This window comes from Roseovarius sp. MMSF_3359, assembly GCF_030733385.1.
Taxonomy (GTDB): Bacteria; Pseudomonadota; Alphaproteobacteria; order Rhodobacterales; family Rhodobacteraceae; genus Roseovarius.
In genome coordinates, this window is sequence record NZ_JASHJC010000001.1 from 373,092 (window position 1) to 395,058 (window position 21,967).

The window sequence follows — 21,967 nt, forward strand, 5'->3', positions numbered from 1 at the left end:
AACCAATCGTCAGGGGCTGGCCGGTGTTTTGAGAAAAGGAAAAGGCGATATGAACGCCCAGGAACTACGTGAAAAGACGCCGGATCAGCTCCGCGATGAGCTGGTTGCGCTGAAGAAAGAGCAGTTCAACCTGCGCTTTCAGTCGGCCACCAATCAACTCGAAAATCCGGCCCGCATGCGCCAGGCCCGCCGTGACGCGGCTCGTGTGCTGACCATTCTGAACGAAAAAGCCGCCGAAGCGGCCAAAGACGCGTAAGGAGAGCCTCAATGCCCAAGCGTATTCTGCAAGGCGTCGTGACCTCCGACGCAAACGCCCAAACCGTCACGGTCTCGGTTGAACGCCGTTTCAAGCACCCGGTTCTGGCGAAAACCATCCGTAAGTCCAAGAAATACCGGGCTCACGATGAAAAGAACGCTTTCAAGGTCGGTGACCAAGTCCGCATCATCGAATGCGCACCGAAATCGAAAACGAAACGCTGGGAGGTTCTGGAGGCCTGAGGCCTGACGAACTTTCCGGTTTAATCGAAACCCTGGGGACAAGGCAAAGCAACGCCCCCCAAAGGTCGGGAGAAACCAAATGATCCAGATGCAGACCAATCTGGATGTTGCTGACAATAGCGGCGCCCGCCGTGTTCAGTGCATCAAGGTCCTGGGTGGTTCCAAGCGTAAATACGCATCCGTGGGCGACATCATCGTCGTCTCGGTCAAGGAAGCCATCCCGCGCGGCCGCGTGAAGAAAGGGGACGTCCGCAAGGCCGTCGTCGTACGCACCGCCAAAGAAGTCCGTCGCGAAGACGGCACCGCCATCCGCTTTGACCGCAACGCCGCCGTGATCCTGAACAACGCAGGTGAGCCGGTCGGCACCCGTATCTTCGGGCCGGTTGTACGCGAACTGCGTGGCAAGAACTTCATGAAGATCATCTCGCTCGCCCCGGAGGTGCTGTGATATGGCTGCGAAACTGAAAAAAGGCGACAAGGTTGTCGTTCTTGCCGGCAAGGACAAAGGCAAGGAAGGCACAATCGCATCCGTGGACCCCAAGGCCGGCAAGGCCGTGGTTGACGGGATCAACATGGCCGTGCGCCATACCAAGCAGAGCCAAACGAGCCAAGGCGGCCGCATCCCCAAGGCGATGCCGATCGAACTCAGCAACCTGGCATTCCTGGACAAGAACGGCAAAGCGACCCGTGTCGGCTTCAAGGTTGAAGACGGCAAGAAGGTGCGTTTCGCCAAGACCACGGGGGACGTGATTGATGCTTGATACTGCAAACTACACCCCGCGCCTGAAGACCCAATATCGCGAGACCATCCGTGCCGCGATGAAAGAGGAATTCGGCTACAAGAACGACATGATGATCCCTAAGCTGGACAAGATCGTTCTGAACATCGGTTGCGGCAAGGCTGCTGTGAAAGACAGCAAGAAAGCCAAATCGGCCCAGGAAGACCTGAGCACGATTGCCGGCCAACACGCCGTCATCACCAAGGCACGCAACTCGATTGCCGGTTTCCGGGTTCGTGAAGACATGCCGATGGGCGCGAAGGTCACCCTGCGCGGCGACCGGATGTACGAATTCCTTGATCGCCTGATCACCATCGCGATGCCCCGTATCCGCGACTTCCGCGGCGTGTCGGGCAAATCGTTCGACGGGCGTGGCAACTACGCCATGGGCATCAAGGAGCACATCGTGTTCCCCGAAATCAACTTCGACAAGGTCGATGAGATGTGGGGCATGGATGTCATTATCGCAACCACGGCGCAAACCGACGCTGAAGCCAAGGCGCTGTTGAAGAACTTCAACATGCCCTTCAACAGCTAAGCGGCGGGAGGAAAGAATTATGGCTAAAAAAGCAATGATCGAACGCGAGAAGAAGCGTCAGCGCCTGGTTGAGAAATACGCAGCCAAGCGTGCCGCGCTGAAAGAGATCGTGAATGACGAAAGCAAGCCGATGGAAGAGCGTTTCCGCGCTTCCCTGAAGCTGGCGAAACTGCCGCGCAACAGCTCGGCCACCCGGCTGCACAACCGTTGTCAGCTGACCGGTCGTCCGCATGCGTATTACCGCAAACTCAAAGTGTCGCGGATCGCGCTGCGCGAGCTTGGCTCGAACGGCCAGGCCCCCGGCCTCGTGAAATCAAGCTGGTAAGGGAGATTTGATATGAATGATCCTATCGGCGATATGCTGGCCCGTATCCGCAACAGCCAGATGCGCGGTAAATCCACCGTCATGATGCCTGCCTCGAAAATGCGCGAGCGTGTTCTGGGCGTGCTGGCGGATGAGGGTTATATCCGTGGCTTTGAGGCGACCACCGGCAAGGATGGTCACCCGGCGATTGAAGTCAGCCTGAAATATTTCGAAGGCGAACCGGTTATCCGCGAAATGAAACGGGTCTCGAAACCCGGTCGTCGCGTGTACCTGGGCGTCAATGACATTCCGCAGGTCCGCCAGGGCCTGGGCGTGTCGATTGTCTCCACGTCGAAAGGCGTGATGTCGGATGCAAGTGCCCGCAGCCAGAATGTTGGCGGCGAAGTGCTCTGCACCGTATTCTAAGGGGGCTTTGAGATGTCTCGTATCGGAAAACAACCCGTCGCACTGCCCTCTGGTGTGACCGCAACCCTGTCGGGTCAGACCATCGAGGTCAAAGGCCCGAAAGACACGCAAAGCTTCACCGCGACTGACGATGTCACGCTGGCCGTCGAAGAAGGCCAGGTCACCGTGACACCGCGCGGCAAGTCCAAGCGTGCGCGTCAGCAGTGGGGCATGACCCGCACGGTGATCGCGAACATGGTCCAGGGCTGCAACGAAACCTTCAAGAAAGAGCTTGAGATCCGCGGTGTGGGTTATCGGGCCACGGTTCAGGGCAACATTGTCAAACTGAACCTGGGTCTGTCGCATGACGTTGATTTCGAAGTTCCCGCTGGAGTGACTGTCACGGCCCCGAAGCAGACCGAACTGGTCATCGAGGGCACGAACAAGCAACTCGTCGGTCAGGTCGCGGCCAATATCCGCGATTGGCGGCGCCCCGAGCCCTACAAGGGCAAGGGCATCCGCTACAAGGACGAGTATATCTTCCAGAAGGAAGGCAAGAAGAAGTAAGGACGCGATAAAATGGCAAACAGCAAAAGAACTCTGTTCCTTAAGCGCCGCCTGCGCGTTCGGAACAAACTTCGCAAGGTCAATGCAGGGCGCGCGCGCCTGAGCGTTCACCGCTCGTCGAAGAATATCAGCGTGCAGCTGATTGATGACGTCAACGGCGTGACACTGGCCTCGGCCTCGACCCTGGAAAAGGATCTAGGCGTGGTTGGCAAGAACAACGTCGAAGCAGCCACCAAGGTGGGTGCGGCGATTGCGGAACGCGCCAAGAAGGCCGGTGTAAGCGAAGCTTATTTCGACCGTGGCGGTTTCCTCTTTCACGGCAAGGTCAAGGCAGTCGCCGACGCCGCCCGTGAAGGTGGTTTGAAAATCTAAGACAGCGCAGGCGGCCCGTTCAGGGCCGTCTCGATGATCCGGGGGCTTCGGCCCACTGGGATTGAAGAAAACAGGGCCGGGTGGCCCGCATGGAAAGGACGCCACAATGGCAAGAGATGACAACCGCCGTGGAGGTCGCGACCGCGACGAAACGCCGGAATTCGCCGATCGTCTGGTTGCAATCAACCGCGTATCGAAAACAGTTAAAGGTGGTAAGCGTTTTGGCTTCGCTGCTCTGGTCGTTGTTGGCGACCAAAAAGGCCGCGTAGGCTTCGGCAAGGGTAAAGCCAAAGAGGTGCCCGAGGCGATCCGCAAGGCCACCGAGCAAGCCAAGCGTCAGATGATCCGCGTGCCGCTGCGCGAAGGCCGCACGTTGCACCACGACATCGAAGGCCGCCATGGCGCCGGTAAAGTGGTCATGCGCACCGCGCCGACCGGTACCGGGATCATCGCCGGTGGTCCGATGCGGGCCGTGTTCGAGATGCTGGGCGTGCAGGACGTTGTTGCGAAGTCGATCGGCTCGCAGAACCCCTACAACATGATCCGCGCCACGCTGAACGGTCTGGGCCGTGAGGCCAGCCCCCGCATGGTCGCACAGCGCCGTGGCAAGAAGGTTGCCGACATCCTGAAAAAGGATGACGCACCGGCACCTGCCGCCGAAGCGGCAGAAGCGTAAGGAGACGGACACATGGCCAAGACCATCGTTGTAAAACAGATCGGCTCCCCGATCCGCCGCCCGGAAAAACAGCGCCAAACGCTGATCGGCCTGGGCCTGAACAAGATGCACAAGACCCGCGAGCTGGAAGACACCCCCGCCGTGCGCGGCATGATCGCCAAGATCCCGCATATGGTCGAGATCATCGAAGAAAAGGGCTGAGATCGGGCATTGTGAGCTAAATCTACCCGACATCCAGAAGCGCCCTGGTTCATGGTAGCCGGGGCGTTTTCGATTTCGAGGCCCTGAAAAGACTTGTGTTTGTGATTTGCGATTCAACTGTCATTAAACTGCTCCAAACGCCCCAAAATTCTTTCAAGCAGTTCTGTTGTGTTGGGTACTAAACCCAAATCCTCCCACTTTTGTTTTGGCTTTTTCTTGTATTGAGGTCGGATTTTGGGGCCACTTAGATCATCGGTTCCGAAGGCGCGAATTTGCCCTTCTTCACCGTGCTCGATCAACTTGTTTCGGACCATCTTGGCACCAATGAACCGGGATTTTTTCTTTCCAAGTAAATCTTCGTCTACTATGTCCCAGATTTTGCTTGCTTCTCGATAATAGGCTTCAAGGTTGTATGCTAATTTTCGTCCGATTTCTTCATGCTCAACAACTGGGTCTTTGGGGGGCTTTGGTTTGAAGCCAGTTACGGTGTTTCCCCCGATATACTCGATCGGTACATCTGGATCGGCCCTATTCAGTTTCGCGACTTTTCTGCGAACACCGTCCTCTTCGACCGAAAGCACGCTGGTGTCCGGATCAAAATGTACTTTAGGTACATTGGGATTAGTTTTTACATACTGTTGATTTAGGTCCATCAAATCTTCAAAAGCACCTGATAGGGCCGAGAGTCGCGTAGAAAGATCGTTTAACAACGCTTCGAAGTCTGTCTGTTGTTGAACGATTTCATGCAGTTGCAGTATGAGAGCTTCAAATTTTTCTTTCATAGTTCCTTCGTCAGACGTTTTCATTTACTTGAGCGAGCATCGATATCGGGAGGCGGTGGGTAGCAGAGCAACTATAGGCGGAGCTATCTGTCAATCGAACCAATAATCGATTTGTTGCGTGATAACCGAATGGTTTGATCTGGGTGACAGCCCGGCTTGCCCGGGCAGCGCCCGACCCTGGGAGGGCGCTTCGGCGACGTTGCGGTTTGAACTGAGGTTGGATGGCTTGGCGGCTGGTGCGCTTCTAGCTGAGGTTGCAAGCGCCATCCCAGGGTCAGGCGCTGCCCTCTGTTGTGCCTGACTCTGGCTTTTCGCGTGGCTAGGTAGGACGTCTTGCCGGTGGAATTTGTCCGATCAGCGCACAGCCGAGCGTTTCCTGCAACGCCTCGGCCAGTTCGTCCACGGTGTCGGTCGAGACATATCGGCCCCCGGTGCCATCGCTGAGGCACTTCGCGACCGACGCGCCATCGGAATACACCCCCGCCTCGGGGCTGTCCCAGGCAAACGGGTCGGCGACCACACGGAAGCCGATGACGTGGATCGTGAGATCCCGCGCGGCGATGGCGAGCTCCTTGCCGGTGGCGCAAGGACGGCCGCCGCAGGTCTCGTTCCCGTCGGTCACCAGCACGACGATCCCGGGCTGGTTGCGGTAGTCCAGGATCTCGGCTGCGGCGCGGACGGAGGCGGTAAGCGGTGTCAGCCCGTTGGGATCGACCGTATCAATCGCTGCAACCACCGGGTCCGCCGCATCCGGAACAGGGGCGAAATGCAGGTTGATCCCGTCGCATGACCCCTCCGGCCCCGGGCCATAGACCAGGAGGCCCACGCGCCGGACGGGGGCGATCTGCGGCATGGCGCGGCGCATCGCCTCGCGGGCGTCGTCGATGCGGGTGGGGGCGGTCGGATCAAACCCGACCTCTGCCATCGAGGCGGAGCCATCGAAGACCAGCATCGCATCGGCCGCGCAGTTTGACGCCGCCCCAACTGGGGCAGGGGGCGCCACGAGGACCGACAGCACCACGACACCGATCAGCGTGGACAAATGTGGTTTGCAACCCGTTCTCATAGTCCAAGTCTGGCACTAGAGTGTCTTGGAAATCAATGAAGGGACCGCACGATGTTCATCAAAACACTGTCAGAGACGCTTGGCACACCCGATCACGTGACCGGAGAGGCGTTTGAAAGCCGCCGCATCCTGCTGGCCCGCGACGGGCTGGGTTATTCCTTTCACGACACGCTGGTCAAGCAGGGCAGCACGCAGCATCTTGAATACTAGAACCATTTGGAGGCCAACTATTGTATCGCGGGGGAGGGCGAGGTCGAAGAGGTCGCCACTGGCCGCACCTGGCCGCTGGTGCCGGGTACGATGTATGTGCTCGACAACCACGACGCCCATATCATCCGGGCGACCAAATCCGATCTGCGCCTCATCTGCATCTTCACGCCGGCGCTGACCGGGCAGGAGGTGCATGACGCCGACGGGAGCTATGCCGCGAGCGCATAGGAAGCTGACCCTAGTTGCTGATCCAGACCTCGAGAACGCCTGTATCGTTGAGCGATGCGAATTTGGTTTGCGACAGGTCGCGGACCGACAGCGCATGACCTGCCGGTGAAATTTGCGATGACCGAAGGGCAAGTGCCTCGGCGGCGGGGCGGTCTTCGGGATGGAAGAACCGGACTTCGTTGAGGCCTGCGGATTTGCCGGTCCGTTCGCCGCCCGTTTCCGCGTCCTCCACGGGCCAGCCGTCCTCGGCGAGGGTCTCGGCGTATTCCGTGATCTCTTCGCGGCTCAGCAGCCCCGCGAACCGGACAAGGACGGCGGTGACTGGTGGGTGCGGGGCCACGGCGGGTTCGTCGGGCGTATTTCCACCCCGGTCCGGTTGCGTCGCATCATCTGCGGCAGGCACCGTGTCCTCGTCTAGTGCCGCGATGGTCTCGGTCGTGGAGCCCTGGGTGATCGCGCAGCTATTGGAAAGCGGAAAGATCAGGCATTGCGTGGAGGCAAGCCAGGTGATCTTGCCCCCGGTCAGGGTCTGGGCAACCACGGCCGACAGCCAGACACAAAAGGCGATGGTCAGGACCCAGCCGATCACGCGGATCAAGAGGCCGTGGAGGTTGACCAGGATGAAAACGGCCACCGAAAAGGCGATGACGACAAGCCCGGTGCGGATCAGGCTGTCGAGCGCGACGCCAAAGCTGACCACAACCGCCGCCGCGGTCAGAACAAGCAGGCCGATGGTCACAAATTTCCCGGCCAGCGGGTTGATCTTGAGCAGTTTCGAGAACAGGTCAAACTGTGGCATCGGTAAAAACTCCAAAAACGTGCAAGAAAAGAACTTAAATCAACTATAGGATTTGTCTCATATAGGGCTGCGCCTTGTCCAGTCGATGTCGGGGTTACAATCGGACGAGGGGAAAGGCGTGCCGTGCTATCTATGCTTGATCCCGGCGCAATCCCCGTCTATACGCCCCCGGTGGCCCTCAGGGCTGCACGACTCAACAATCAAGAAATGCCGTGGTTGGCCCGTTACGCTTCGGGGGTCACATCCGGCTTAGGAGAAGCGAAATGAAACTGAATGAACTGCGTGACAATCCCGGCGCCACCAAGAAACGCAAGCGCGTTGGCCGTGGTCCGGGCTCGGGTATGGGTAAAACCGGTGGCCGGGGTATCAAGGGTCAGAAATCCCGTTCGGGTGTGGCCATCGGCGGGTACGAAGGCGGTCAAATGCCGCTTTACCAACGTCTGCCCAAGCGTGGCTTCAACAAGCCCAACCGCAAGCAATTTGCCGTTGTGAACCTTGGTCTGATCCAGAAATTCGTCGATGCCAAGAAGCTCGACGCCAAGAAAGCGATCACCGAGGACGTGCTGGTCGAGACCGGTGTTGTGCGCCGCAAGCTCGACGGTGTGCGTATCCTCGCCAAGGGTGAAATCAGCGCCAAAGTGCAGCTGGAAGTGACCGGCGCCTCGAAATCTGCCGTCGAAGCGGTGGAAAAAGCCGGCGGCAAACTGACGATCACATCCGCGCAGGCGGCTGAATAAGAGGTTGTGGCAGGCGCATCGGCGCCTTACATAAACCTCAAGTTTTCCTTTTGACGCCGCCCGAGCTGGAAAACAGCTTGTGGCGGCGTTGGACTTTAGAGAGAGACCGCGAATGGTATCTGCAGCAGAGCAAATGGCCGCCAACACCAGCTGGTCGGCATTGGGCAAGGCAACCGATCTTCGCAATCGCATCTTCTTCACGCTTGGTTTGTTGATCGTCTACCGGTTGGGGACCTATATCCCCGTGCCCGGGATTGATGGTGCCGAACTGCGCGCGTTCATGGAAGAAGCCTCGCAAGGCATCGGCGGCATCCTGTCGATGTTCACGGGCGGTGCGCTTGGCCGGATGGGCATTTTTGCTCTGGGCATCATGCCTTACATCAGCGCCTCGATCATCGTGCAGCTTCTGACGGCGATGGTGCCGCAGCTCGAACAGCTCAAGAAGGAGGGCGAGCAGGGTCGCAAGAAGATCAACCAGTATACCCGCTACGGCACGGTGTTCCTGGCCACGCTGCAATCCTACGGCATGGCGGCGAGCCTTCAGGCCGGTGGGCTTGCCACCGATCCCGGCATGTTCTTCATCGTCTCGTGCATGATCACCCTCGTGGGTGGCACGATGTTCCTGATGTGGCTGGGCGAGCAGATCACCGCGCGCGGCGTCGGCAACGGCATCTCGCTCATCATTTTCGTGGGCATCATCGCCGAACTTCCCGCCGCCCTGGCGCAGTTCTTTGCCTCGGGCCGGTCGGGAGCGATCAGCCCGGCGGTCATCATTGGCGTGATGATCCTCGTCGTGGTCACCATCGCCTTCGTGGTTTTCATGGAACGCTCGCTCCGCAAGATCCACATCCAGTATCCGCGCCGCCAGGTGGGCATGAAGGTCTATGACGGCGGCTCAAGCCACCTGCCGGTCAAGGTCAACCCCGCAGGCGTGATCCCGGCGATCTTCGCGAGTTCGCTCCTGCTTCTGCCGGTCACAGTGAGCACCTTCTCGGGCAACCAGACCAGCCCGATCATGTCGACGATCCTCGCCTATTTCGGCCCGGGTCAGCCGGCATACCTGCTGTTCTTCACGCTGATGATCGTGTTCTTTGCGTATTTCTATACCTACAACGTCTCGTTCAAACCGGACGAGGTGGCCGATAACCTCAAGAACCAGAACGGCTTTGTCCCCGGTGTTCGTCCCGGCAAGAAAACCGCCGAATACCTGGAATATGTGGTCACCCGCGTGTTGGTTCTGGGCTCGGCCTATCTGGCGGCGGTGTGTCTCCTGCCGGAAATCCTGCGCAGCCAGTTGCAGATCCCGTTCTATTTCGGCGGTACTTCAGTATTGATTGTGGTATCCGTGACGATGGATACAATCCAACAGGTCCAGTCGCATTTGCTGGCGCATCAATATGAAGGCCTGATCGAAAAATCGCAGCTCAGCGGCAAGGGTCGCAAGCGTGCACGGAGGAAGGGAACAACTCGCCGATGAACATCATTCTACTGGGACCGCCGGGCGCGGGCAAAGGCACACAAGCACATCTTCTCGTCGAAACCCGCAACATGATCCAGCTTTCTACCGGCGATATGCTGCGCGAAGCCAAGGACAGCGGCACCGAGATGGGCAAGATCGTGGCCGATGTCATGGCGCGGGGCGACCTGGTAACCGATGAGATCGTGATCGGGTTGATCCGTGAAAAGCTGCAAGGCGACAAGCAGGGCGGGTTCATCTTCGACGGCTTTCCCCGGACGCTGGCGCAAGCCGATGCCCTGGCGGAGCTTCTGAACGAGACCGGCGAGACGCTCGACAAGGTCGTCGCGATGGAAGTCAATGATGATGCGCTCGTGGCCCGGATCACCGCACGCTCGACCTGCGCGGGCTGTGGCGAGGTCTATAACGACATCACCAAGCCCATCCCGGCGGATGGCAAATGCACCAAATGCGGCAATACCGAATTCAAGCGCCGCGCGGATGACAACGAGGAAAGCCTAAAGAACCGCCTGATGGAGTATTATAAGAAAACCTCCATGCTGATCGGCTACTACCACGCCAAGGGCAACCTGAGCTGGGTCAACGGGCTGGGCGAGATCGACGAGGTTCAGGCTGAGATATCGGCGGCGTTGGATAGCTGAACAAGTTTCGGTTGGCGCCATTTTTGGCCGGGCTTGTCATCGGAGGTTTGTTGATGTTCGCGGCAGGTTTTTTCGCGGGAATGGTCGTCGAAGATTTGACGTGGAGCCTCGATCTTTGCGGGGATGAAACGTCGGGCAGATATGTATTCGATATGGAACTTCGGCGTCGTATTTGCCCTGGTGTCCGCTAAGTTTCACGCAGGGGTTGACGCCCCCGGAAAATCCCCATAACCAGCACCATCTCGCATGAGAATTGATTCTTTCTCGGGTCGCCCCCGACGCGGAATCGACCACCTGAATTCAGCTGCGGCCCGGAGCGAAAACGCCTCGGGCCTACGTTGTGAAAAAAGGTTCTGGAGCTACGGAACCGCAACGAAAGGAAAAGACACGTGGCACGTATTGCCGGCGTAAACATCCCGACCTCTAAACGGGTCCCAATCGCCCTGACATATATCACCGGAATTGGTCACTCGACCGCCAAGGCCATCTGTGAAGCCGTGAACATCGACCAGTCGCGTCGTGTGAACGAGCTGAGCGATGCAGAGGTTCTGACCATCCGCGAACACATTGATGCCAACCTGAACGTCGAAGGCGACCTGCGCCGCGAAGTTCAGATGAACATCAAGCGCCTGATGGATCTCGGCTGCTACCGCGGCCTGCGTCACCGCCGCAACCTGCCGGTTCGCGGTCAGCGCACCCACACCAACGCTCGTACCCGCAAAGGCCCCGCAAAGGCCATTGCCGGTAAGAAGAAATAAGGGAGGGCTGATCTGATGGCACGCGATACCCGTCGTACAAAGAAGAAGGTCTCCAAGAACATCGCCACCGGCGTTGCGCATGTGAACTCTTCGTTCAACAACACCAAGATCCTGATCTCGGACGTGCAGGGCAACGCCATTGCATGGTCCTCGGCAGGCACCATGGGCTTCAAAGGCTCGCGCAAATCCACCCCCTATGCCGCGCAGATGGCCGCCGAAGATGCGGGCCGCAAGGCACAGGAACACGGCATGCGCACACTCGAAGTCGAAGTGCAGGGCCCCGGTTCGGGCCGTGAGTCGGCGCTGCGCGCGCTGGCCGCCGTTGGGTTCAACATCACCTCGATCCGTGATGTGACCCCGATCGCGCACAACGGTTGCCGCCCGCCGAAACGCCGCCGGGTCTGATCTTTTTTACTGCTTTGGGGCCGCGTGTTCTGCACGGCCCCATTCCGTCATTTTAACCTCGGGCGTTCCGCCTTTTTGGACATGAGGGCTGAACAGGAATGGAGGGACACATGATCCACAAAAATTGGGCAGAGCTGATCAAGCCGACGCAATTGGAGGTGAAGCCGGGCAATGACCCGATCCGCCAGGCAACTGTCGTGGCTGAACCGCTGGAGCGCGGTTTCGGCCTGACGATGGGCAACGCGCTGCGTCGCGTCCTGCTGTCGTCGCTGCAAGGTGCTGCCATCACCAGCGTTCAGATCGACAACGTGCTGCATGAGTTCTCGTCGGTGGCCGGTGTACGTGAAGACGTGACCGACATCGTGCTGAACCTCAAGGGCGTCAGCCTGCGCATGGAAGTCGAAGGGCCCAAGCGCCTTTCGGTCACGGCCAAGGGGCCGGGCGTTGTCACCGCTGGCGATATCTCGGACAGCGCGGGTATCGAGGTTCTGAACAAGGATCACGTGATCTGCCACCTCGACGAGGGTGCGGATCTGTTCATGGAACTGACCGTGAATACCGGCAAGGGCTATGTCGCCGCCGACAAGAACAAGCCCGAGGATGCGCCGATTGGCCTGATCCCGGTTGACGCGATCTATTCGCCGATCAAGAAGGTCAGCTATGACGTGCAGCCGACCCGCGAAGGTCAGGTTCTGGACTATGACAAGCTGACCATGAAGGTTGAAACCGATGGCTCGATCACGCCGGACGATGCCGTGGCCTACGCCGCGCGGATCATCCAGGATCAGCTCTCGATCTTCGTGAACTTTGAAGAGCCCGAAAGCGCCAGCCGTCAGGACGAGGATGATGGTCTCGAGTTCAACCCGCTTCTCTTGAAGAAGGTAGACGAGCTGGAACTTTCCGTCCGTTCGGCAAACTGCCTGAAGAACGACAATATCGTGTATATTGGCGATCTGATCCAAAAGACCGAAGCAGAGATGCTGCGCACCCCGAACTTCGGCCGCAAGTCCTTGAACGAGATCAAGGAAGTCCTGAGCGGCATGGCGCTGCACCTGGGTATGGATGTCGAGGATTGGCCGCCGGACAATATCGAAGATCTGGCGAAGAAATTCGAAGACGCGTTTTAACGCGCGTCTTCGTCACTGCCCGGCCTGATCCGGGGAAAACACGGGCAATACTGCCCCAAGGAGAGCGGCTGACACGCATCAGACCGCCGGACAAAGCAAAACACGAAGGAATGAAATCATGCGTCACGCACGAGGCTATCGCCGCCTGAACCGCACCCACGAGCACCGCAAGGCGCTCTGGGCCAACATGGCCGGCTCGCTCATCGAACATGAGCAAATCAAGACCACGCTGCCCAAGGCCAAAGAACTGCGCCGGGTGGTGGAAAAACTCATCACGCTCGGCAAGCGCGGCGATCTGCACGCCCGCCGTCAGGCCGCAAGCCAACTCAAGCAGGACCAGTACGTCACCAAGCTGTTTGACGTCCTTGGCCCGCGCTACAAAGAGCGCAATGGCGGTTACGTCCGCGTCCTCAAGGCCGGTTTCCGTTATGGCGACATGGCCCCGATGGCGATCATCGAATTCGTTGACCGCGACGTCGATGCCAAAGGCGCTGCCGACAAGGCACGCGTTGCTGCTGAAGACGCCGCAGAAGAATAAGCATCCGGGGGCTAAGCCCAAGAATGCAGCGCCGTCGGATACTCTCCGGCGGCGTTTTCTTTTGTGCGGCCAGGATGCGTCAGGATGTGAAGGCGTCCGTGTAGCATCGGCGCAGCAGCGGACTGCGCCGCGCAAAGATCGACGTCGCAATCGTGGCGCCGGTCATCTCCCAGACGTCGAAGGACGCGCCCGTGCAATAGGCCCCCAGCCGGATCATCCCCAGATCGCGACATACCTGCCTGCCACCCTCCGAGCAGGCAATCGTGCCGAAGCCGTGCAACAGAATCTCGCGCTCGGCCAGTTTTTCCAGGTAGTGTACGAAAGAGGACATCAGAAGTGGCGCCGCCGCCTCATGCCCCTTGCAGACGACGAGCGCGGGGCAATAGCCGAAATAGGTGCCGGGTAAAAGGGGGCGGTGGATCCGGTCGACCGACATGTCGGCCTCGATCAGGCGACCATCGCGAAACCGCGCCTCGTCCTCCGGCAGAAGAAGGGGAAGCGCCCATTTTGCAATTATACAGCCCTGATGGAGCACAGCGGCCCAACTGTCGCGATAGGTATCGTAGATCGGCAGGAAGATGTCGGCATTGGCGGCCAGTTCATCGGGCAGCCTGCCTAGTTCGTGGTCGACCATGTCGATCATGGTCGCGATGGCTTTGTGCCATGATCCGTCGAAATGCGCCGCAACGCTCGCGTCATCCAGCAGGCGGTAGGCGCTTTGTGCCGGACGGTGTTGCCGCGTGTTCCAATCCTCGCGGCAGGCGAGAATGTCGTCACGGCTCCACCCCAGATGTTCGGCCAATCGGTGCTCCAGATCGCCGCGAATGAAGGACGCGGAGCGTTCATACTTGCTGATCGCGTCGACGCTGACACCCAGCGTTTCTGCCAACATCTCCTGCGTTATGCGGCCATGATCGCCGTGGCTGGCGCGCCAGTCGCGCAGCTTTTTGGCAAAGAGAGAAGGGCGGTTGGTCATCGGGTCTGCGGGATCGTTGATTGCGTTGGCGTGACCATGACCCATCGCGGGAGGGTCTGCCAAGGGATTTACGGGTGACTTACGGGTTGTGGCGGGTTGGCGGCTCGGGTCGGTGGGAAAGCCGCGACGACCCGCGCAGTTTCAGTCGCAGAACCCTGCACGGAGGCTGCACATGACCCGTCCTATCCCCGACACCTATAGTTTTCTGAACCTGATGAACCCGTTCTTTGTCCCGCCGCGAAATGACCGCCACCCGCGCGCCGAGCCAGAGGATTGGCGCCCGGGGCGCCGGGTGTTCCATCCCGCCCCCAAGGACAGGTCACCAACCGGCTGATCCGCCACGCCCGGGCGCAGCATACCGCCGTCCAAATGTTGCATTCATCCGCCGTCACGCGCATATGCAAGGAAACGGACGAAAAGGCGGACCATGTTGCGTTCACTCATTCTGGCAATGATCCTGACCTGCGGGATGGCGTCGGCGCAGACCGCGGTTCCCGAGAGCCAGGCGCAGATCCAACTGAGCTTTGCGCCCGTGGTAAAGCAGGCGGCCCCCGCCGTGGTGAACATCTATGCCAAGCGCGTCGTCAATGTCCGCACCAACCCGTTCCGCAACGACCCGTTCTTCGACAACCTCTTTCGTGACTTCGGCGCGCCGCGCCAGCGGGTGGAAAATTCGCTTGGCTCCGGGGTGATCCTCTCCGAAGACGGCATCGTCGTCTCGAATTACCACGTTGTCGGGCAGGCCACGGATATTCGGGTCGTTCTGACCGACCGGCGCGAGTTCTCCGCGCGGGTTTTGCTGGCGGACGAAGAAAGCGACCTGGCCATTCTGCAGATTGACGAGGCGGAGGGGCTTCATGCGCTGGAGCTGCGTGACAGTGACAGCGTCGAAGTGGGCGAGCTTGTGCTGGCCATCGGAAATCCGTTTGGCGTCGGCCAGACGGTCAGCAGCGGGATTGTCTCGGGTCTTGCGCGCTCGGGCGTGGCGATGGGCAATGCGCGCGGCTATTTCATCCAGACCGACGCGCCGATCAATCCCGGCAATTCCGGCGGTGCGCTAGTCGATGTCGCGGGGCGGCTTATTGGCATCAACACTTGGATCCTGTCGCGTTCGGGCGGATCGAACGGCATCGGTTTCGCCATCCCGAGCGCGCTCGTCTCTGAGTTCGTGGCGCAGGCCCGCGCGGGCAAGGATCGGTTCACGAGGCCTTGGGCGGGCCTCAGCGGTCAGCCGGTGATGGCGGATATGGCCGAAGGTCTTGGCCTCGACCGCCCTGGCGGCATCGTGATTTCGCAGGTGCATGAGCAAAGTCCCTTCATGGATGCCGAAATCCGGCCCGGCGATGTGATCGTGGCCGTGGATGGCCTGACCGTGAACACACCTGCCGAGATGATCTATCGCATGTCCGTTGCGGGCATGGGCGACACCGCCCGGATCAGCGTCATTCGCAACGGTGAGGCGCGCGAGGTGACGGTCCGCTTGATCCCGGCGCCTGACATGCCGCCGCGCGCCGAGGTGCAAACCGGCCGGAAATCCGCCATCCCCGGCATGACCTTGTCGAACATCAACCCGGCGGTGATCGACGAATACGGGCTGGGGCTTTCGGCGAGTGGCGTGCTGGTGGTTGATCCCGGGCGGGCGGGCCTGCGCGCCGGGCTGCGGCGCGGCGACATCCTGCGGGGGATTAACGATACCGACGCGGTGGATACCGACACCGCAGCGGCGCTTTTAGAGGAGCGCATGCGCTGGTTGTCGCTGGATGTGCAGCGCGGCACGCAGCGCAGCGTGCTCCGGTTCAGGCTGTGATCTGATGGCCGATCTTTTCGATACCGCCCCGGGGGCTGTCCCCGACACCGCGCCGCGTCCGTTGGCGGACCGGTTGCGTCCCCGCGCCCTTTCCGAGGTGATCGGGCAGGAGCAGGTGCTGGGTCCCGAGGCGCCGCTTGGCGTGATGCTGGCCTCCGGTTCGCTCACGTCGCTGGTGTTCTGGGGACCGCCCGGCGTCGGCAAGACCACGATCGCGCGGCTTCTGGCGGATGAAACCGACCTGCATTTCGTACAGATCAGCGCGATTTTCACCGGCGTGCCGGAATTGCGCAAAGTGTTCGAAGCCGCCAAGCATCGGCGCGCGAACGGGCAGGGGACGCTCCTCTTCGTCGACGAGATCCATCGCTTCAACAAGGCGCAGCAAGATGGGTTCCTGCCGCATATGGAGGATGGGACGATCCTTCTGGTGGGGGCCACGACCGAAAACCCCAGTTTCGAGTTGAACGCGGCGCTCTTGAGCCGGGCGCAGGTCCTGGTGCTGGAGCGGCTTGATCTTGCGGATCTCGAACGGCTGACACAACGCGCCGAAAGAGAACTCGACCGGGTCTTGCCGCTTGATGGGGCCGCGCGCGAGGCGCTCCTGGAGATGGCTGATGGCGACGGCCGCGCGCTTCTCAACCTGATCGAGCAGGTGGCGGCGTGGAAGACCGATACCAAGCTCGACACCGATGCCCTGACCACGCGGCTGATGAAACGCGCGGCCAAGTATGACAAGGGCGGGGATGAGCATTACAACCTCATTTCGGCGCTGCACAAATCGGTGCGCGGCTCGGACCCCGATGCGGCGCTTTACTGGTTTGCGCGGATGCTGACCGGGGGCGAAGACCCGCGATACCTGGCGCGGCGGATCACCCGGATGGCGGTGGAGGATATCGGTCTGGCCGATCCGCAGGCGCAGGGGATTTGCGTACAAGCCTGGGAGACTTATGAACGCCTGGGCAGCCCCGAGGGGGAACTGGCCCTGGCGCAGGCGGTGACCTACCTCGCGCTCGCCCCGAAATCCAACGCCGGCTATGTCGCCTACAAGGCCGCGATGAAGGAGGCCAAACGCACCGGGTCGGAGCCGCCACCCAAGCATATTCTCAACGCACCAACCGCGTTGATGAAGGATCAGGGGTATGGCGACGGATACGCCTATGACCACGATGCCGAGGACGGGTTCTCAGGTCAGAACTACTTCCCCGAAGGGATCAAACGGCCGGTTCTCTATCAGCCCGTTGAACGCGGTTTTGAGCGCGAATTGAAGCGGCGGCTGGACTATTTCGCGAAGCTGCGGGCGCGGCGGGCGGATTAGATCCGAAAGATGGTTTCTGAAGGTAGTCGAAAACCGACCGAAGATGGGGTTTGGCCGCGGGAAAGGAATGTCGTTTTTTGACCATTCGGTTAACCGCCCTGACCGCAGGCGCTGGACCCCACAATTTGGCCCAAGTCCATATATTACTTCAGGAATTCTGAATCACACATAAGATTTATGATAATTTGACCCTGCGGGGTAGATGCGTTTGAATTTTCGTGCTTTGGTGTGAAAATGTCGCAAACGGACTGCCGTTCGACGCTGGGGACCGAGAAAATCAAGGTATCTGGCCGGACCATCGGCAGTTCTAAACGACGATAAGACTGAAAAAGTCACAGGGAGAGACTATGACTAGTATTAAAGATCAGATGATGATTGACCGCCTGGCCGATGCGGCGCGCGAAGGGAAGATCTCGCGCCGTTCGTTCATGAACTACTCGGTGGCGGCCGGCATGACAGCAAGTGCGGCGACGGGGCTCTGGGGAACCTCGGCCAAAGCTGAACCCAAACGCGGTGGTAAATTCCGCGTCGCGCAACATGACGGTAACACCAGTGACAGCCACGACCCCGGTTCGTATCTGTCCTATGCGATGATTTCGCTGGCGCACACGCATCGCGCGTTCCTGACGATGATCAACACTGATCAGACGCTTGGGCCGGACGTTGCGACCGAATGGTCGGCGACACCGGATGCGAAAGAGTGGACCTTCAAACTGAACCCCAACGCAACATTCCATTCCGGGGCCAAGGTAACGGCCGCGGATGTGATTGCATCCATGAACCACCACCGTGGCGAAGATTCCGCCTCGGCGGCAAAAGCGCTCCTAGGCTCCGTCGCCGAGATCGTCGACAATGGCGATCATTCGGTCACGTTCAAGCTGAGCGCGCCGAATGCTGACCTGCCATGGATCATGCCGGACTATCACTTGCCGATTTGTCCTGCGAATGCGGATGGAACCCTGAACTGGCAGTCCGCCGATGGCTGTGGCCCCTACAAGCTGGTCGAACATGAATTCGGTGTTGGCTCGCGCCTGGTGCGTCATGACGAGTGGCACGGCGAAGGCGCGTATTTCGACGAGGTGGAGTATATCGTCATCAATGACCCGAACGCGCGTCAGACCGCGCTGGTCACGGGCGACGTGGACGCCGTTACGCTGCTTGAGAACAAGACCATGTCGCTTCTCGAGCGGGATCCCAATGTCGAGGTCGACAATGTGCCGTCTGCGCAATGCATCACAATGCCGATGCACTGCAATAAGGCACCTTTCGACAATGTCGATGTACGGATGGCGCTGAAACTGGCGATCAATCGCGAAGATATCGTCGACAAGATCACCTTCGGCGCTGCGACGATCGGCAACGACTTCCACCACTCGCCCGCGATGCCTTATTGGCCGGACGATATTCCGCAGCGCGAATATGACCCGGACAAGGCGGCCTCGCTCTGGAAGAAGGCGGGCATGGAAGGTCAGACGATCAACCTCAGCACGGCTGAATCGATCACGACCGGTGCGGTCGACCTCTGCGTCCTCTACGCGGCGCACGCCAAGGAAGCAGGCATCAACATCAACGTGGTGCGTGAACCCAATGACGGCTACTGGTCGGATGTGTGGCTGACCAAGCCTTGGTGTGTTGTGTCCTGGGGCGCGCGTCCGACACCTGACGTGATGTACACGTTGGGGTATAAGGATGATGCAGCCTGGAACGAATCCTATTGGCAGAACGCGCGGTTCAACGAATTGCTGCTGATGGCCAAGGCCGAGCTGGACGATACCAAACGTGCCGAAATGTACCGTGAGATGGGTATGATTTCGCGCGATGATGGTGGCTCGGTCATTCCGTACTTCCCGAACTTCGTGTTTGGACGACGCAAAAACGTCAAGCACACGGGACAACTTGCGGCCAGCTGGTCATTGGACGGTGCACGTGGTGCGCATCGCTGGTGGTTCGAAACCTAAGACCAAAACCCAACAGGGAGAGAAAGATGAAGAAAGTCAAAGATCAGATGATGATCGACCGACTTGCAGATGCGGCCCGCGAGGGCCGCATTTCGCGTAGGTCCTTCATGAATTATTCGGTGGCCGCGGGGATGACAGCGTCCGCCGCAACAGGGTTGTGGGGCACATCAGCCAAAGCTGCCCCGTCGAAGGGGGGAAATTTCCGGCTCGGTGCGCATGACGGCAACACGTCCGACACCCATGACCCCGGAACTTACGTAACCTTCTCGATGATCCAGGTTGCGCATACGTTCCGCGCCTACCTGACCCTCATCGAGCCCGACGGAACGCTTGGGCCGGATGTCGCCAGCGAATGGAGCGCGACGCCGGACGCCAAGGAATGGACCTTCAAGATCAACGAAAACGCGACATTCCACAGCGGCGCAAAAGTCACCGCGAATGACGTGATTGCGTCGATGAACCATCACCGCGGCGAAGAATCCACCTCGGCGGCCAAGGCGCTGCTGGCGGATGTGGTCGATCTTGTCGATAACGGCGACAACTCGGTCACTTTCAAACTGGGATCGGCCAATGCGGACCTGCCATGGCTGATGACCGACTATCACCTGCCGATCATTCCTGCCAATGACGATGGCACGGCAAACTGGCAGTCGGGCGACGGCTGCGGCCCCTACAAGCTGACCTCAGCCGAATTCGGCGTGAACTACACGTTCGAACGGCATGATGGCTGGCATCTGGAAGGGGCCTATTTCGATGCGGTTGAGGTGATCGTTCTGAACGACCCGAACGCCCGTCAGACCGCCCTTGTGACCGGCGACGTGGACGCGGTGACGCAGCTAGAGCTGAAAACGCTGGCGCTGCTGCAACGGGATCCGAACCTGCTGATCGACAATGTGCCCTCGGCCGCGGCGATCACGATGCCGATGCTGGTGGATACGGCACCCTTCGACAATGTTGATGTGCGTAACGCCCTGAAGCTGTCGGTGAACCGTGAAGAGTTGATCGAGAAGATCGCCTTTGGCGCGGCATCGGTGGGCAATGACTTCCATCATTCGCCGGCGATGCCTTATTGGCCCGATATCGAACAGCGCCAATATGATCCGGATCAGGCGAAGTCCTTGCTCAAGAAAGCAGGGGCCGAAGGTCTCGAAGTCAATCTCAGCGTTGCGGATTCGGTTTATTCCGGGGCGGTCGATATGTGTGTTCTCTACTCCGAACACGCCAAGGCCGCAGGGATCAAGATCAACGTCGTGCGCGAGCCGAACGATGGCTACTATTCCGATGTCTGGCTCAAGAAGCCGTGGTGTGCGGTCCAGTGGGGCGCGCGCCCCACGCCGGATGTCATGTATTCGCTCGCCTACAAGGACGATGCCGCCTGGAACGAAAGCCGCTGGAAGAACCCGCGCTTCAACGAGTTGCTGCGTCAGGCAAAGGCCGAACTCGACGATGCCAAGCGCGCCGAGATGTATCGCGAGATGGCGACGCTGGCCCGCGACGACGGTGGCACGGTCATTCCGTTCTTCCCGAACTTCGTCTATGCGCGCCGCAAAAACGTCGGCCATGGCGAAAATCTTGCGGCCAGTTGGCCGTGCGACGGCGCCCGCGCCGCGAGCCGCTGGTGGTTCGAGGGCTGACACCCAAAACGACGAACCCGGCGCCTTTTGCGCCGGGTTTTTACTTTTCGGAACCCGAAAAATGTGTAGGGTTTCTAAACAAACTGCCGAATGGCGATAATTCCTGACGAGTTTTCGGACATTTACGGCCAAAAAATATACGCCACGGCTTTGCATACGTCTTTTTGTGCAAGGCTTAGGTACCAACACAGGAGGGACAGATGGGAGACATTCTTGGGCTCGTTGGAAAACGGCTCGGTCTCGGATTGGTGATTCTACTCGTAATCTCAATCATAATTTTCTTCATGGTCGAACTTCTGCCGGGCGATATCGCCCAGGCGGTTCTGGGCCAGGGGGCGACCGAGGATAACCTTGCTGCTTTGCGCAAGGAAATGGGGTTGGATAAGCCTGCAATCGTCAGATATCTCGGATGGCTTTCGGGCGCCGTGACATTTGACTTCGGCGCATCCGTCGTGACCAAAGAGCCGGTGATCTCCCTGATTGGCGAGCGGTTCATGAACACGCTCTTCCTCGCGGCCTACGCCGCGGTCATCGCGGTTCCGGTTGCCATCATCCTGGGCATCCTAGTCGCACTTCTGCGCAACTCGATCTTCGACCGGGTGGCAAACGTGGCAACGCTGACCTCGATCTCCTCTCCCGAATTCTTCCTCGGCTACATCCTGATCCTCTACTTCTCGGTCAAATGGGGCATGTTCCCCGCGATTTCGAGCCTGAGTGAAGGCATGACGCTGGGTGAGTTGCTGCAACGCACCTTCCTGCCGGCGCTGACGCTGGTTCTGGTCGTCGTGGCCCACATGATGCGGATGACACGTGCCGCGATCATCAACCTGCTGGCCAGCCCCTATATCGAGATGGCGCGGCTCAAGGGCACACCGCCCTGGAAGGTGATCGTGAAGCACGCGCTGCCCAATGCCTGGGCGCCGATCATCAACGTGGTCGCGCTGAACCTCGCCTACCTCATCACCGGTGTTGTTCTGGTCGAGGTGGTGTTCGTTTATCCGGGCATCGGACAGGCGCTTGTGGACGCGGTGTCCAAACGCGACTTCCCCGTGGTGCAGGCCTGCTGCCTGATCTTCGCGGCGACCTTCATCCTGCTCAACCTTGCAGCGGACGTTGGCGCCATCCTGACAAACCCGCGTCTGCGGCATCCGAAGTAAGGGGGTAGAGAG

General features: G+C 59.6%; 28 protein-coding genes and 1 pseudogene. 25 read left to right on the top strand and 4 right to left on the bottom strand.

All coding sequences use genetic code 11. The features are described 5' to 3' along the window. Positions 1–49 precede the first annotated feature (49 nt). From rpmC to rpmD, 11 genes are all read left to right on the top strand, one after another. Positions 50–256, top strand: a complete 207-nt coding sequence (gene rpmC, locus RBB29_RS01880) for a 50S ribosomal protein L29 (protein WP_306113455.1) — start codon at positions 50–52, stop codon at positions 254–256. Positions 257–267: 11 nt separating this feature from the next. Next, entirely contained in the window at positions 268–498 is a 231-nt protein-coding gene (rpsQ, locus tag RBB29_RS01885) for a 30S ribosomal protein S17 (protein ID WP_299849197.1), read from the top strand. A 79-nt stretch (positions 499–577) separates the two neighbouring features. Further along, a complete protein-coding gene (rplN, locus tag RBB29_RS01890) occupies positions 578–946 on the top strand; it encodes a 50S ribosomal protein L14 (protein ID WP_085892917.1) in 369 nt (122 codons plus the stop codon). 1 nt (position 947) lies between these two features. Beyond that, entirely contained in the window at positions 948–1,259 is a 312-nt protein-coding gene (gene rplX / locus RBB29_RS01895; protein WP_306113456.1) for a 50S ribosomal protein L24, read from the top strand. After that, positions 1,252–1,815: a 50S ribosomal protein L5 gene (gene rplE, locus RBB29_RS01900; RefSeq protein WP_306113457.1), complete on the top strand. Its 564-nt coding sequence runs from the start codon at positions 1,252–1,254 to the stop codon at positions 1,813–1,815. The genes rplX and rplE overlap by 8 nt, the downstream gene beginning before the upstream one ends. A gap of 19 nt (positions 1,816–1,834) precedes the next feature. Beyond that, positions 1,835–2,140 carry a 30S ribosomal protein S14 gene (rpsN, locus tag RBB29_RS01905; protein WP_306113458.1) on the top strand — a complete coding sequence of 102 codons (306 nt, stop codon included), beginning with the start codon at positions 1,835–1,837 and terminating at the stop codon, positions 2,138–2,140. A gap of 12 nt (positions 2,141–2,152) precedes the next feature. Next, complete coding sequence (rpsH, locus tag RBB29_RS01910) at positions 2,153–2,545, top strand: 30S ribosomal protein S8 (RefSeq protein ID WP_306113459.1); 393 nt, start codon at positions 2,153–2,155, stop codon at positions 2,543–2,545. Between the two features lie 12 nt (positions 2,546–2,557). Then, on the top strand, positions 2,558–3,091 hold the full coding sequence (rplF, locus tag RBB29_RS01915; RefSeq protein ID WP_306113460.1) for a 50S ribosomal protein L6: 534 nt from the start codon (positions 2,558–2,560) through the stop codon (positions 3,089–3,091). Between the two features lie 12 nt (positions 3,092–3,103). Continuing rightward, positions 3,104–3,463, top strand: a complete 360-nt coding sequence (gene rplR / locus RBB29_RS01920) for a 50S ribosomal protein L18 (RefSeq protein WP_306113461.1) — start codon at positions 3,104–3,106, stop codon at positions 3,461–3,463. A gap of 106 nt (positions 3,464–3,569) precedes the next feature. Then, the gene (rpsE, locus tag RBB29_RS01925; RefSeq protein ID WP_306113462.1) at positions 3,570–4,139 is read left to right on the top strand and encodes a 30S ribosomal protein S5; all 570 of its coding nucleotides are present in this window, start codon (positions 3,570–3,572) and stop codon (positions 4,137–4,139) included. Between the two features lie 12 nt (positions 4,140–4,151). Next, positions 4,152–4,340 carry a 50S ribosomal protein L30 gene (gene rpmD / locus RBB29_RS01930; RefSeq protein ID WP_069301454.1) on the top strand — a complete coding sequence of 63 codons (189 nt, stop codon included), beginning with the start codon at positions 4,152–4,154 and terminating at the stop codon, positions 4,338–4,340. 113 nt (positions 4,341–4,453) lie between these two features. Here rpmD and RBB29_RS01935 read toward each other — a convergent pair whose 3' ends face one another. Further along, entirely contained in the window at positions 4,454–5,122 is a 669-nt protein-coding gene (locus RBB29_RS01935) for a hypothetical protein (protein WP_306113463.1), read from the bottom strand. A 319-nt stretch (positions 5,123–5,441) separates the two neighbouring features. Further along, positions 5,442–6,164, bottom strand: a complete 723-nt coding sequence (locus RBB29_RS01940) for a VWA domain-containing protein (RefSeq protein WP_306113464.1) — start codon at positions 6,162–6,164, stop codon at positions 5,442–5,444. A 75-nt stretch (positions 6,165–6,239) separates the two neighbouring features. Here RBB29_RS01940 and RBB29_RS01945 point away from each other — a divergent pair. After that, positions 6,240–6,626: pseudogene (locus RBB29_RS01945) on the top strand (ectoine synthase). A 10-nt stretch (positions 6,627–6,636) separates the two neighbouring features. Here the strand turns inward: RBB29_RS01945 and RBB29_RS01950 are convergent. Beyond that, on the bottom strand, positions 6,637–7,425 hold the full coding sequence (locus tag RBB29_RS01950) for a hypothetical protein (protein ID WP_306113465.1): 789 nt from the start codon (positions 7,423–7,425) through the stop codon (positions 6,637–6,639). Between the two features lie 263 nt (positions 7,426–7,688). Between RBB29_RS01950 and rplO the strand changes: the two genes are divergently transcribed. The 7 genes from rplO to rplQ all read left to right on the top strand — a co-directional run bounded on the left by rplO (position 7,689) and on the right by rplQ (position 13,108). Further along, positions 7,689–8,162: a 50S ribosomal protein L15 gene (gene rplO, locus RBB29_RS01955; protein WP_306113466.1), complete on the top strand. Its 474-nt coding sequence runs from the start codon at positions 7,689–7,691 to the stop codon at positions 8,160–8,162. 112 nt (positions 8,163–8,274) lie between these two features. Then, positions 8,275–9,639: a preprotein translocase subunit SecY gene (gene secY / locus RBB29_RS01960; protein WP_306113467.1), complete on the top strand. Its 1,365-nt coding sequence runs from the start codon at positions 8,275–8,277 to the stop codon at positions 9,637–9,639. After that, positions 9,636–10,280: an adenylate kinase gene (locus RBB29_RS01965; protein ID WP_306113468.1), complete on the top strand. Its 645-nt coding sequence runs from the start codon at positions 9,636–9,638 to the stop codon at positions 10,278–10,280. Before secY ends, RBB29_RS01965 begins: the two co-directional genes overlap by 4 nt. 389 nt (positions 10,281–10,669) lie before the next feature. After that, positions 10,670–11,038, top strand: a complete 369-nt coding sequence (gene rpsM / locus RBB29_RS01970; protein ID WP_306113469.1) for a 30S ribosomal protein S13 — start codon at positions 10,670–10,672, stop codon at positions 11,036–11,038. Between the two features lie 15 nt (positions 11,039–11,053). Further along, positions 11,054–11,443 (top strand): 30S ribosomal protein S11, encoded by a 390-nt coding sequence (gene rpsK / locus RBB29_RS01975; protein WP_165196943.1) that lies wholly within the window; start codon positions 11,054–11,056, stop codon positions 11,441–11,443. Positions 11,444–11,553: 110 nt separating this feature from the next. Then, positions 11,554–12,570, top strand: a complete 1,017-nt coding sequence (locus tag RBB29_RS01980; protein ID WP_306113470.1) for a DNA-directed RNA polymerase subunit alpha — start codon at positions 11,554–11,556, stop codon at positions 12,568–12,570. 118 nt (positions 12,571–12,688) lie between these two features. Continuing rightward, positions 12,689–13,108: a 50S ribosomal protein L17 gene (rplQ, locus tag RBB29_RS01985; protein ID WP_306113471.1), complete on the top strand. Its 420-nt coding sequence runs from the start codon at positions 12,689–12,691 to the stop codon at positions 13,106–13,108. Positions 13,109–13,187: 79 nt separating this feature from the next. On the opposite strand, the gene RBB29_RS01990 is transcribed toward rplQ, so the two are convergent. After that, positions 13,188–14,084: a helix-turn-helix domain-containing protein gene (locus RBB29_RS01990; RefSeq protein ID WP_306121095.1), complete on the bottom strand. Its 897-nt coding sequence runs from the start codon at positions 14,082–14,084 to the stop codon at positions 13,188–13,190. Positions 14,085–14,256: 172 nt separating this feature from the next. Between RBB29_RS01990 and RBB29_RS01995 the strand changes: the two genes are divergently transcribed. From RBB29_RS01995 to RBB29_RS02020, 6 genes are all read left to right on the top strand, one after another. Further along, positions 14,257–14,418 (top strand): hypothetical protein, encoded by a 162-nt coding sequence (locus RBB29_RS01995; RefSeq protein ID WP_306113473.1) that lies wholly within the window; start codon positions 14,257–14,259, stop codon positions 14,416–14,418. A 93-nt stretch (positions 14,419–14,511) separates the two neighbouring features. Beyond that, positions 14,512–15,891 carry a trypsin-like peptidase domain-containing protein gene (locus RBB29_RS02000; protein WP_306113474.1) on the top strand — a complete coding sequence of 460 codons (1,380 nt, stop codon included), beginning with the start codon at positions 14,512–14,514 and terminating at the stop codon, positions 15,889–15,891. A 4-nt stretch (positions 15,892–15,895) separates the two neighbouring features. Beyond that, entirely contained in the window at positions 15,896–17,206 is a 1,311-nt protein-coding gene (locus RBB29_RS02005; RefSeq protein ID WP_306113475.1) for a replication-associated recombination protein A, read from the top strand. A gap of 347 nt (positions 17,207–17,553) precedes the next feature. Continuing rightward, positions 17,554–19,164: an ABC transporter substrate-binding protein gene (locus RBB29_RS02010; RefSeq protein WP_306113476.1), complete on the top strand. Its 1,611-nt coding sequence runs from the start codon at positions 17,554–17,556 to the stop codon at positions 19,162–19,164. Positions 19,165–19,190: 26 nt separating this feature from the next. Next, positions 19,191–20,798 (top strand): ABC transporter substrate-binding protein, encoded by a 1,608-nt coding sequence (locus RBB29_RS02015; RefSeq protein WP_306113477.1) that lies wholly within the window; start codon positions 19,191–19,193, stop codon positions 20,796–20,798. A gap of 200 nt (positions 20,799–20,998) precedes the next feature. Then, positions 20,999–21,955 (top strand): ABC transporter permease, encoded by a 957-nt coding sequence (locus tag RBB29_RS02020; protein ID WP_306113478.1) that lies wholly within the window; start codon positions 20,999–21,001, stop codon positions 21,953–21,955. Positions 21,956–21,967: the final 12 nt, after the last annotated feature.